Raw genomic sequence first — 13566 nt, forward strand, 5'->3', positions numbered from 1 at the left:
TTTTGAATAAGCGCCCATCACGGGCGCTTAAACTATTTATCGAGCAAATCGGTAAGGTTCGTCAAAAGGGATAAAATCTTTTTCTGCAAGGGCATCTGATATCCACTTTGCCACCGCTTTAGTTTGGCAGATAGTATTAATGTAATTATTTAAAATGTCTGATGTTGCAATTTGATACGTTTTTAACCTTAAACACATAGGGGCATAAAAAGCATCAGCAATAGTAAAATCACCAAATAAATATTGGCCATTCGACTGCATCAAAATTGACGATATATGTTGATCAAAAAATTCAATTTCACTTTTAACATTAAGGTGATCACGCAGAATAATTTGGCCGACTTCCGGTAACGATGCTTCGATATTCATTAATAAATGAGTCCGAATCTGTGAATAACCATTGTGCATTTTAGCAACGATATTTCTTGCTATTGCTCGCTGTTTGGTATTTTTAGGCCACAGGGTTAAGTCATTATGTTTTTCGGCCAAATATTCACAAATTGCTAAAGAGTCGGTGATTGTAATATCATTATCGACTAAAACTGGTACGGTGCCATAAGGGTTAATTGCTAGGATTGTGTGCTTAAAAATTGAATCATTGGTAAAGTTGTCAAATCGAACGAGTTGTTCATCAAATTCAATATCGAAATGCTTTAGTATTAACCAAGGACGCATTGACCATGAAGAGTAGTTTTTATTACCAATATAGAGGATCGGCTTCATTTTAAATCCTATGTTTAGGTGAGTTATACTGAAATAGTATAGCAAAATTATTGTCTATAAGAGGTGTTATTCCAATAACTCAACTTTAACGGCTCGTGAGTCACTGCGGCCTAAATCATCAACAACTAAGAGTCTAAATAAACCGCTTTTATTTGGTAACCATTCTAAGGGTTGGTTTTGCGGGCTATTACCAATAAATTGATTATCAATAAACCAGTATACCTGTTTAACTTCGCCATCAACATTGGCATTCAAGCTAATACGTTCATTGTTTTGGTTATTGATTCTAAACTGATAGACCACATTTTTTAATGGTGAGGTTATGTTGGGTGACTGACCTAAATAGTTTTGTGGTGATAAACAATGCGAACTATCAGGAGGCGACTTTTTGGGTACACCTGCTTTAGCAAAAATTTTGGCTAAGTCAGATGGCCAATATTCAAATACTTCAACATGTGATGTTTGAGGGTTATATGGTGGGCAGGCAACCGCACCCGTTTTATTATCGACCATTATTGGGCGATAAATATTATCAACCGTAATTGGCGAGACGCCAGGAATAAACCATGTTTTGCCTTTTACTTTGCACCATTTAGTGACCAAATTACCGCTCGTTAAACAGATATCTACTTTTTTCATATTTTTAGGTAACTCGTTACGTGGTGCTTGCGTGTTTGGGTAGTAATTATTAATCGCATCAATAATATTAAAAAATAGCGGTGTTGCGGCATCTGCGCCAACAAAGGCATTATTGCTCGTCCCGTCAAAGTTACCCAACCAGACGATTAATATATATTGTTTAAAACCTCCAGCCGTCCAAGCATCACGAAATCCCCATGATGTGCCAGTTTTAAAATAAATGGGGAGTGCGGTATTTTGTTTTTTAAATAAAATATCTTGTTTACGCGTATTTTGCCGCAGCATATCTTTAGCCATAAAGCTAGCTTCAGGGCTTAAAAGTTGTTTAATGGTTGATTGATTATTCGTTTGCTTAGCGGTAAATCGCAGTGGTTGCCATTTTCCTTGATTTTCAAGCATCGCATATAATGATGCTAACTCTTGTGATGTTACCTCTCCACCACCAAGTACTAGGGCTAAACCATAATGCTCTTCGCTAGCTAAGTTTTGAATATTGGCTGCTGTCAAAAATTGATAAAATGAGGGTGTTTTAAGTTTGGACGCAATAAAAACGGCTGGAATATTACGGCTTCTAATTAGCGCTTCAGTCGCTGAAATAGGACCTTTAAAATTACGATCAAAATTTTCAGGGGTGTAAAAGCCAAAATCAGTTTCAACATCTTTTAATATACTCATCGGATGCAAAACGCCTTGGTCAATACCTAATGCATAGATAAACGGTTTTAATGTCGAGCCAGGCGATCTTTTGGCTAGCGTACCATTAACTTGACCTTGTATTTGATTATTAAAATAATCAGCCGATCCAAGTAATGCTTTAACTGCCATTGTTTGGCTATCAACTAATAATACCGAGGCATTTTGGATACCTTTTTGCTGATTTCGTTCAATAAAGATATTTACTTGATCTTGAATTATCGTTTGTAAATTGCTATCTAGCGTTGTAATAATGTTCGATTGATTGCGCTCACTTAATTGCTGTTGAATAATTTGATTAATAAAGTGCGGCGCAATAAAAGGCAGTTGTTCAGGCTGACGCATAGTCAATGGTTGGTAAAATAGGGCGGCGATCTTATCGTCGACCAGATAGGTTTCTTGCCAACGCTGGAATAATTGGTTTCGCGCATTTGTTAAGGCCTTACCAGCGACACCCGTTTGTTTATCGATCCGAAAAGTGGGCGATTGCGGTAAAACGGTGAGAGTTAAAGCTTCGGGCAAATTAACTGCTGAGGCGGGTTTATCAAAATAGATTAACGACGCCGCGCCGACGCTTTCGATATTACGACCAAAAGGCGCATAATTAAGATAGGCCTCTAAAATATCATTTTTAGAGTACATTAATTCTAGTTGTATGGCTCTTACTAGTTGGATTAATTTGCCGTCAATACTTTTAGTATTAAGCTTCCAATGCATTCTTGCTAGCTGCATTGTTATTGTCGATGCACCTTGTCTATTTCCACTACCAATATAGGTAGCAAAAAAAGCTCTTATTAAACTAATTGGATTAAAGCCAGGGTGATAATAGAACCACTGATCTTCATGTAGCAGTAAGCTATTAATTATATTGGGTGATATCTGTGCAAGAGGGGTCCATAATCGATATCGTTCATCTTCTGCTAAGGTTATTCTAAGTAGTTTATTATTAGCATCATAGTAGGTGTTTGAGAAACTTAAAGGTTTAGATAATGGAGGGTGAGGGTAAAGTCGCACGGCCAACACAACAATAACGAATAGCAGTAACACCATCAAACTATTTTGACGTCGTTTAATAAAATTTATAATTATTGACATAAAACCTTATCTAATAAATCAAAGGGTACTTAGGTACCCTTTATTGTGCTGTTAAATCGATCATCTAGCTAAGACGGTGATCTTCTCTCCACCTTTTGACACTGCTTGAATATCCCGATTGTACATAGCTTCACCATAAGCTGATGGTATGCTATATTCACCTATATTGGTGGCCTTAATTTGATAGTTAAATGTTTGAGTTGTATCATCTTCTGTCGAGCCATAGATAATCACGCGATCTTCTCTCACATCAGTATAATCAGGGTACCAAGTGTAATTGCCAACTGCGATTGGCGAGATCCAGTGATACTCATTATCTTCTGGATAATTTTCCTCATCTTCGCCATCGTATTGCTCGTCTTCTTGACTGTTATCCTGACTATTATTTATTGGTTGTTGAACAACTTCAAATCCACCCGGTAATAAGTCGACGATAGCAATATTGGTTGCACCTTGTTTGGATAAGGTTCTGATCCTGACGGTAACATTGACGGTATCACCAATTGTAACTTTATTAATAATGTTACCTTTTTCATCAGTATACTGACGATATACTTCAAGTCCTTTTGTGATCGGTTGTTTTTGTATTGTTTTGTCAAAACCTTGCTGTGACATCAAATACCACGCTGGCAAATTTGCGTTATTATTAAAACTAACTGTGCGAGTATCTGCCACAAATGTGCCTTGGGCTAATAATCCTTTTAATCTCGCAATCGTCTGTAGCTTATTTTGCTGGTCAATATTAGATTCACTAGTAATGGTTAAGTCATCAGCATTGAGTTTATCAGTATTAATGCTTGATGAATAGCTATCTAGCGCAAGTAACGTTATTGCTGATGATTGAGTGGTATAGCGCTCTTGATTAAGCATTAATACCAGATTTTCTAACGCTTGGGCTGGGATATCCTTCGCCTGCTTAGGAAAATGTTTAGCAATTAAATAAATTTTCCCTGCATCTAACACTAATGGGTCATAATAGTTGTGATTCCACCAAGCATTATCATAGGCATTCGATAATTGCTGCCAGACCGGTTCCAAGAGCTTATTGGCTTCTCTATCCATTTTTAGCATCTGGTAAGAGGAGGCTAAATAGAGGGCGGTTAAATCAGTTTGCCACTCTTTACGTTTTTTATCATTAAGATCAGCCATTATTGAAGCTAAATAACTGGTTGTAACCTGATTTTGCCTAGTTAGTAGATAGATCGCATAAGCACGCAAACGCAAGCCATATTGGTCAGTTTGTGTTGATGACGCGATTTGTTTAATATAGCTATTGGCATTGTTAAGCATTTTATTTGGTATCGATTGACCCGCCTCTTTTGCTTCAAGCATAAAGTTCACTGCATATAAGGTAATAAACGGATCAACACTATAGGTAGAATACCATAAGCCGATTGCACCTTCACTATTTTGACGTGTTTGCAGCATTTGGAACAGGCTATCTAATTTGACTGGATTATTTTTAACTAACTCAAAATCAGGGTACTTACTATCGATCAGTAGCGGCATTGCTTGGCTTAATATTTGCTCTGAACATAAGTGAGGGTAATTAGCCAGATAAGTTGCTAAGCCTTTGCTTAAGATAAAAGGAGAATACGATACGGCTGCATCACGCTGACTAAATGGGGCATACATATCTCTAATATCGGAGAAACGTTGTTTGCTACCATCCATTCTTCCCATCACCGTTTGAAGTCGATATTGGGAAGCGGGGCGCACAGAGGTACTGACACTGCGTTCAACAACCTTATCATGGTATGTTGCGCTAAAATGAAGATCGCCGCTGCCTAAATTATCGGTCGCTTTTAGTTTGAATTTAAGGGTACCTTCTTTCATCGGACTAAGGTTAATTGTTTTCACCGCGTCATCGACGATTGTTAGTTGTGGTGTTGTTTTAAGTGTCACCGTAATCGGAATTGCATTATCTTCTGCATCTTCTAAATTATTTGCTACACTTAAACTTATTTCAAATTCGTCATTTGGCGCGACAAAATAAGGAATATTTGGGCTGAGTACAAAATCATTACGAACAGTAGCTGTAGTTTGCGTGCTTCCCATAGTTGCTTGGCCAACAGAAACCGCCATAATCCGAATTTTACCATTAAAATAGTCAGGAACTCGGTAATCAACTGTTTTTGTACCATCAACATCAATAATCCCTGACCAATACGCAACAGGTTCATCCACTTTGCGTTTAAATGGGTTTAAATGACCTGCAAGTTCATTACTTTTTTCGTCAGCATCTCCGCCAGCTGCCGATAAATTCAATAATAAATTATACTCTGGTAAGATTAAATCGAGTATTTGCAATGTTTTAACCGATAACGCTTTTTTACGGAGAAATTCATTTAATGGATTTTTTAATTTATAACCAGAGACTTGCAAAATACCTTCATCAACCGCAAAAATAACCACTCGTTGTTCACTATTAGTTTGAATAGTGATCGGTAAGGTATCGCCAGGTTTAATTTTTTCTGGGGCAGTGAGTGTTATATGGTCATTAAATTTATCATTAGAGATCTTAAATGGCGTGACGGCGTAACTTAATGGGCTCATGAAAATTTCATCTGAGCTTGGGTCACGGATAAATTGCACGTTAACATAGGCATTACCATCAATGCCTTCAGGTACTATAATTTTTTGTACTGAGCTGGTTGTGGTGGTTTTAAACCATTGCCATGTATATACTTTATCACGCTCAATGGTAATAATACCGCTACCAACATAAGGCGCAGTAATAGACACTTCTATTTCGTCACCGGCTTTATATTGATTATCGTTAATTTTTAATTCTAACTCCGCATTTCGATCTAAATTACGCGTTATATTTGCTGTACCGGCAACAGAGTAGGCCGCTTGGTAAATGATATAACCATTTTTATTTTTAATCTGTAATAAGTAATTACCTGGTTGTTCGTCGCTAATCGTATAGTTAGTCGATGTCTGATCGATGCTAAATGGAGTCTGCGACAAGACAATATCTTTACGTTTAGATTCATATTTATAAACGCCAGACGGTTGTTTAACTAATACTGATAAATATTTTTGTTCTAGCTTAACGAGTGTAAGATCAGTTAGTGATATTTGTTCTAGATTAGGGGCTATCGCTATCAGGTTAATTGTACGGGTTGAATCTTTCTTAATATAATCTAATCTTCCATCGGCTTTAGCGCCCACTAGATAATCATTTGGTGACACAAAAATGGTTGATGTTGCAGAAACACTTCGACCACTATCAGGTTCAAACACTTCCGTTAAAAGTTTAGCGGTATAATTGCCTTCAAAACTAGTAATAGGTAGTGTTAACTCAGCGACGCCATTTTCATCGGTTGTCGTTTCCTCAATTGCAATATTGAAGCTATTTTGATAGCGATTAATATTTTGGTAAAACGCATAACTATCATATTTTTTAAAATAAGGCGCTGAGGGCTCTAAGTATAACTGGCTTTTTACCACTCGATTTTGTGCGGCAGTACCAAATAGGTTTTTAGCATTAACTTTCGCTGATAGCGCATCTGGGTGCACCCAACCAGCTTTAATTTCAGGCAATAATGTTAATGATACCGCGGTTTTATCAGGTTCAAACTCGCGTATAACAACCGATGTTGAACCTAATAGCGTACGATAATCTTCATTAGGGTTTTTTAGATATAAATTAATGTACCATTCACCGGTTGGTGAGCTGTAGTCGGTTTTATAAGAGAGTTCTTCAAAGCCATATTCATCTAATACAATCGATTCAGTTTTAACTCGATTTGACTTAGGATCGTAAATATCGGCTTCTAGCCGAATCCCAGTAAGTGATTTAGACCAGTCTTGTGCCCTGACAATCATACCAATATTGAATGTATCACCTGGTCGGTATACACCACGATCAGAGAATAGGTGAGTACGCAGTTCACCGCCATCGATGGTTTCATAGATCCCACCGACATCAAAGCGCGAAAAATTAAGCTGGCGATCATAGCTTGAAATCGGTAAAAATGAGAGATCTTGTTCTTTTTCAACCACGAAATATAACGGTTTGATCCCTTGATAATAATCAGATAATGGTGCGAAATGAACGTGGCCAGTATCATCAGTTAGTTGTGAGGTAATTTCGATGCCATTTACACCTAACACCGACACTTTGGCATTTTTGATTGGCTCTCCGCTACGGATTGATTGTACAAAAATATCTTGCGATTGATCTAAGGATTTTTTATTAATAATCCCGAGATCGGTAACGATGATAAAACGTGAAGCGAAGTGATTAAATGACTCTTTTTTATTATTTTGATGATTACCATATAAATTAACTAAAAATACCCCTCGAATTTCATCACCGTTGACCCCTTTTTTCAGGTATTGGCTCAGGTCAATATCACTGTATTTAATCGAATCCGCAGAGCTATTAATCGATTTGGTTACGCTATATTTTTCAACAAAGTTATCACTATCAAGATCACCAAAATCCATCCATTGAAAATTATTTTGATTGAAGGCAACTAAATGCTGCAATTGTGATGGAATAACGCGCTCAATCTCTAATTTTAATTTAGACATATTACGTGAAACAATAGGAATTTTTCTGTCACCACTTAGCGATAATAGTGAGCCGCTAGCGGCAAAGTTCATTATAGCTGGGTACATTGGCACTTTTTTTACATCATGATACCGATTCGACAAATAATAACCACCATCTGACACTAAAGGTTGGTTAATTTCAATATAAAGTTCTTTATCTTGATCTGCTTTAAATTCAAAGCTAATTTGATTTTGGTAGTTTTGTTCGGTATCGATAGCTTTGAGTGATAATAGTTTGGATTTGGCTAAGTCACTTTGATCAACGTTGAATTTTGTTTTATACGTTCTATCGAGCTGATCGTAATAACGTTCACTATACACTTTGTGTTTATTGACGGGCAGTTGCCAAACTTTAATAACTTTCGATAGATCCTCTGCATTCACATTGTAATTAAATAATACTGTTAGTACTTGCTGGATTTCTTGGTTATTGACTTCAACCAATGAGATATCAAATGAGCTAATATTCAAATTGAATTTACTTGGGATAAATAAGGAGCTACGATTTAGTGTCGTTGAAGGTGACCCTCCAGCTGATGAATTGACCCCTTTTTCAATCGATAATAGCAAATAGCTGTCTTGGTTAGGTAAACCTAATTGTGAACTTTTTATATAAGCTGCGGTTAATTTATCATTATAGGTAACTGTATAATGATAGGATTTAACAAATTTATCCTTTTTGCGCGCATCACTATTTTTTTCGTAGAGAGCGAGATTAATTTTATTTTCAAAAGATTGTTTATCAATCGGATGCGAAAAATTAACCGTAAAAATAGCCATTTTATTATTAGGGTTGGTCGGATCTTGATAGAGCTCTTCATTGCTAATCGAGTAGCTGAAATCCCGAGTTGTAAAAGTATAATAGCTTGAATCATCTTGCAATTTATTATTTTCAGCGAATAGCTTTTGAGCGTCTAAGTTAACCGTATATTTTACACCTAACGGCCATGATTCTGTTGGTTTAAACTCAATTGTATTATCGCTATTCCAGCGCCATACGCCATCAATATGCGGACTGATTGATACCCCTTCAGTAATTGGTTTGCCAACTAATGCTAATGGGGCAGGAGAACGACTATTACCAGCAAAACTGATGTCTAATGCGGAATGATTATAGTATGGTTCATTATAATTGGCATAATAGGTGTTGATTACAATTGGAGCTTGAACAATGGGTTGTGGGCGATTTAAGTACCAATGATAGGCGTAATTAGCTGAAAAATAGGCAATAATCATAATAATAATAACACTGCCAATAAGCGTTTTACGTTTAGTTAGCCTAGCATTTAAGCTTTGGTAGTACTGCTTTGCGTTAGGATACCACTTTGGGGTGGACCAGTTAACATCACCAACAATAGGACTAATCGCCCATAAAATAATTCGTAATAGCGCCAATAAAAATAGTGCAAAATAGAGGCACGCTTCACAAATAATACTTAAAATATAGAAAGGAATACGAAGAAGTAAACGTAAGAATCCCATTGTTAATTCATCCTCATTATTAAACTCATTTTATTATTGATAAGTGAAGATTATATGAAGAATAATTGCTGCTAGATGCAAGGAATCCTCTTTTGAATCTTACCTGTATGATGTTCATCTTTTAATCAATCAACATTATACTTGAACTAGGGTTAATTTCACCAAATTAGATAAAAATATCATAGCGACGCAATAAAAACCGCGCGAATAGGGGCCGCATAACCTTCGATAGTTTTAGTATGATCATTTGGGTCAAGAAAATCAACGAGCGAATCAGATGTCATCCACTCAGTTTTACGCTGTTCTTCTAAATTTGTTTTAGAAATATCAACCACATCAATATTCTTAAAACCACATTTAGATAACCAATTAATCAGAGTGGGTATTGAGGGAATAAAATAGACATTCCGCATTTGAGCATAGCGTTCACCAGGTACTAATGCTTGATGTTCTTTACCGTCAATAATTAACGTTTCTAGCACTAATTGGCCATTACTCGTAAGCTGATTTTTTAGTTGGTAGAGATGATCAAGTGGCGAGCGTCTATGATATAACACACCCATGGAAAAAACGGTATCAAACGCATTAAGTTTTGGCATATCCTCAATGCCAACAGGAATTAAATGTGCACGTTGATCATAACCAAGAAGTTTTCTTACGGCCTCAAACTGGCATAAAAATAGCGCCATAGGGTCAATACCTACCGCAAATTTTGCTCCAGCGCCAATCATACGCCATAAATGATAGCCACTATTACAGCCTACATCTAATACCGTCTTACCTTCTAAATTATTAATATGTGGGGTAAGTCTTTGCCATTTCCAATCAGAACGCCACTCTGCATCGACATTGATATCATAAAGTGAAAAAGGACCTTTACGCCAAGGGGATAATGACATCAGTAAATGTTTAATCCGTTTTTTTTCACCCTCAGACAATGGCGATAAATTTTTAGCTGTCACACTATGTAATAAATCTAAAATATCTGGTCTTATTGCAGGTAGGTGATCGATGCTATTAATCCAATGATTAAAACGAATATCAATATTGTGTTTTTGCCAGTTTGACAATTGGGCGGGTAAAGTTTCTAACCATGGGGCTAATTGGTTTTTTGCAATAATCTGATAAAAGTTACCAAAATCAATCATATAAATATCTTCTTATCTCACTAATTTATTATTACTTTTTTATTGCAATAATTGAACCGAAGTTAAAACACTGGAACCAAGTATTAATATGCTGAAATCCGGCGCTAACTAATCTGGTTTTATGTGTTTCGATCGAGTCGGTTATCATAACGTTTTCTAACATACTACGTTTTTGGCTTATTTCTAATTCGCTATAACCGTTCGCTCGTTTAAAATCATAATGCATATCAAACAATAAATCATTAATGATATTGTCTGTAAAACTAAATTTTTCTGACAAGACTAAAATACCATTTGGATTTAAAGCGTGATAGATTTTATTTAATACTTGTTGGCGCGCATCGGGTGTTAAAAATTGTAAGGTAAAGTTTAATACTACCATTGATGCGTTTTGCATAATAATACTGTTTATATCAGCACAAATCACCTCAACAGCAGTTTTTGCTTTATAGGCACTAATATGTTTCTGACAACGTTCAACCATTGCATTTGAGTTGTCTATAGCATAAATTATACAATTATCATGTTTTATGTTGCGCCGAATTGACAAGGTCGCTGCGCCTAAAGAACATCCTAAGTCGTAAATATTACTGTCTGCAGTAACAAATCGAGTGGCTAACATGCCAATCATTGAAATTATATTTGAATAACCAGGAACGGATCGTTGTATCATATCAGGGAAAACTTCAGCAACTTTATCATCAAAAGTCCAGTCGCCTAAGCTCTCAATTGGTGCAGAAAAGAGCAAATCTTTTTTTGGTTCCATAATTATATTAATGCGTATTTTTAAACTATTTCTGTTATCATATCATTTTATCATCATTAATATGTAATTTTTATGAACTGGTTTTTAGCGGTAGCAGTAATCACAAGTTTAATCATTGCCTTTTATTTAGGTTTCAGGGTTATTAATCTGTTTAATCTATATAAACAAGGGTATTTTAATACTATTTCCAAAAAAATAGTGTGGTTAATGATTGTTGTCGGTTCGCTGTCCTTTGTGTTAAGTCGTGTATTTTTTTCTGTTTCGGATTATTGGTTACCCTTAATTAGTAGTCTTGTTTTTTCATTCATTTTATGCTTGTTCTATAGCATTGTTATTATTGATGTTCTTCGTTTGTTTTTATACCTTGTCTTTAGAAGAAAAGGCAACTATCGTCTAATCTTGCAAATCATTTACATTACTATGACCATGGTATTTTTTATTGTCGGTCTATATATGGCAAGTGCTCCACGTATCATCAATTATCAAATTACTATTGATAAGCCGGCACGAGTTAAACAATTAAAAATTGTACAATTAAGCGATATTCATCTGAATCAGACGACATCAAGACATTTTATTCAGACCATGGTTAATGATGTAAATAGCCTAAAACCCGACTATATTTTTATTACCGGAGATACTTTAGATCAACGTTTAAAACCCTATTTAGATAAAAATTTAGCCGAGCTTTTTGCTCAGCTAAAATCGACTTATGGTACATTTATTATTTTTGGTAATCATGAACATTACGGTATAGAAAGAGAAAAAAATAATAGTAATGAGGATGTGATCAAGGCTTTTACTGCTGGGAATATGAAAGTTTTGCAAGATAGTGTTTTTTACGATAATGCTACAGGTATCACAATCATCGGCCGAGATGATTATGTGGTTAAAAATTTTGGTAAAACCCGAGCAGATTTACCTACATTACTGAGTCTAGTTGATGAGAACGATCCAGTTATTTTGCTCGATCATCAGCCACAAAATTTGACAGAGCCCGCTGATTTAGGTATTGATGTTATGTTTTCAGGACATACTCATGCAGGGCAAATATTCCCAATGACGCTAGTGGTTAATGCTATGTATAAAAATGCTTGGGGGCTTGAACAACCTGTTGCTAACAATCCATTTATGAGCATTGTTTCTAGTGGTTATGGGTTATGGGGGCCGCCAATTCGTTTAATGACACGTGCTGAAATTGTGGTTACTGAGCTCACGTTTAAATAGTATCAAGCTAGATACTTAAATAACAATTATAGTTAATGATATATTGGGAATTATTTTGTCTTATCACCTTATTACGACTAATCAACAACTTAATGATTACTGCTCTCAAATCGATAATAATATAGATGCGATTGCTTTAGATAGCGAGTTTGTAAGAACCAGAACATTTTATCCTCAGCTTGGTTTAATTCAGCTTTTTGATGGCAAGCAGACTGTGCTCATTGATCCACTAAATATTACCGATTGGCAATTGTTTAGCGCTTTTATTAATAACCCCAATATTGAAAAATATTTTCACGCTTGCAGTGAAGACATTGAGGTTTTTTGTCATCAGTTCAGTTTTGTGCCAACGCCGATTTTAGATAGCCAAATTTTAGCTTCATTTTTAGATAATCCATTAAGTGCAGGTTATGCAACATTGGTGAATAAATATATGCATATCGAGCTAGATAAAAGTGAAACACGAACAGATTGGTTACAAAGACCTTTGTCAAGTAAACAGTGCCAATATGCAGCTAATGATGTGATTTACTTACTCCCATTAGTTAATAAGTTAAAAGCTTTATTACGTGATAAAGGCTGGTTAAATGCTGCTTATCAAGAGTGTGAAAATGCTGTTAAACGGCGATGTGAATTTATTCAAGCTGATAAAGCGTATTTGCACATTAAAAATGCATGGCAGTTGCGAGGTGAACAGTTAAGCTATTTACAAAAGTTAGCTAGTTGGCGGCTTAATTATGCTAAGCAGCATGATATCGCTTTAAATTTTGTGGTGCATGAAGACGTATTATGGAAACTCGCACGCTATAGACCAACATCATTAGCTGAATTATCAGCTTTGGGGTTAAGAGGAAAAGAAGTCAGATTGTTTGGTGATTTATTATTATCAATATTATTAGAAGAGCCTAGTTTTATTGAACCAATTGACCGAATTATCACCTATCCTGATTATAAAAAATGGACAACATTGATCAAAGAATCCGCTCACAAGATTGCACAGCAAACTCAATTAAGTAATGAAATTTTAGTTTCACGTCGCCATATTGAACAATTTATTCGCTGGATTAATAGTGATAAAACAGGGCATGCGCCTGATTTACTCTCCGGTTGGCGAGGAAAGTTATTTGAACCTTATTTGAATTTATAAACTCAATACTACAAATATTCATTTTAACCATTCTAAAGCAAAAATATCACATGTAATATTTACATGTGATATTTTTTATG

Annotated in this window: 7 protein-coding genes; 2 read left to right on the plus strand and 5 right to left on the minus strand. The window is 35.7% G+C overall.

The window, feature by feature from the left end; genetic code table 11:
- Positions 1–36: 36 nt before the first annotated feature.
- From RHO12_02155 to cmoA, 5 genes are all read right to left on the minus strand, one after another.
- Entirely contained in the window at positions 37–723 is a 687-nt protein-coding gene (locus RHO12_02155) for a glutathione S-transferase N-terminal domain-containing protein (protein WVD66584.1), read from the minus strand.
- Between the two features lie 66 nt (positions 724–789).
- The gene (gene pbpC / locus RHO12_02160; protein ID WVD66585.1) at positions 790–3150 is read right to left on the minus strand and encodes a penicillin-binding protein 1C; all 2361 of its coding nucleotides are present in this window, start codon (positions 3148–3150) and stop codon (positions 790–792) included.
- 60 nt (positions 3151–3210) lie between these two features.
- Positions 3211–9198 (minus strand): alpha-2-macroglobulin, encoded by a 5988-nt coding sequence (locus tag RHO12_02165; protein WVD66586.1) that lies wholly within the window; start codon positions 9196–9198, stop codon positions 3211–3213.
- Between the two features lie 179 nt (positions 9199–9377).
- Positions 9378–10346 (minus strand): tRNA 5-methoxyuridine(34)/uridine 5-oxyacetic acid(34) synthase CmoB, encoded by a 969-nt coding sequence (cmoB, locus tag RHO12_02170; protein WVD66587.1) that lies wholly within the window; start codon positions 10344–10346, stop codon positions 9378–9380.
- Positions 10347–10377: 31 nt separating this feature from the next.
- The gene (gene cmoA / locus RHO12_02175) at positions 10378–11112 is read right to left on the minus strand and encodes a carboxy-S-adenosyl-L-methionine synthase CmoA (protein ID WVD66588.1); all 735 of its coding nucleotides are present in this window, start codon (positions 11110–11112) and stop codon (positions 10378–10380) included.
- A gap of 72 nt (positions 11113–11184) precedes the next feature.
- On the opposite strand from cmoA, the gene RHO12_02180 reads away from it, so the two are divergent.
- Both RHO12_02180 and rnd read left to right on the plus strand, forming a co-directional pair.
- Positions 11185–12339 (plus strand): metallophosphoesterase, encoded by a 1155-nt coding sequence (locus tag RHO12_02180; GenBank protein WVD66589.1) that lies wholly within the window; start codon positions 11185–11187, stop codon positions 12337–12339.
- A gap of 55 nt (positions 12340–12394) precedes the next feature.
- Positions 12395–13486: a ribonuclease D gene (gene rnd / locus RHO12_02185; GenBank protein ID WVD66590.1), complete on the plus strand. Its 1092-nt coding sequence runs from the start codon at positions 12395–12397 to the stop codon at positions 13484–13486.
- Positions 13487–13566 lie beyond the last annotated feature (80 nt).

It is taken from the genome of Orbaceae bacterium lpD02, assembly GCA_036251875.1.
GTDB lineage: Bacteria > Pseudomonadota > Gammaproteobacteria > Enterobacterales > Orbaceae > Orbus > Orbus sturtevantii.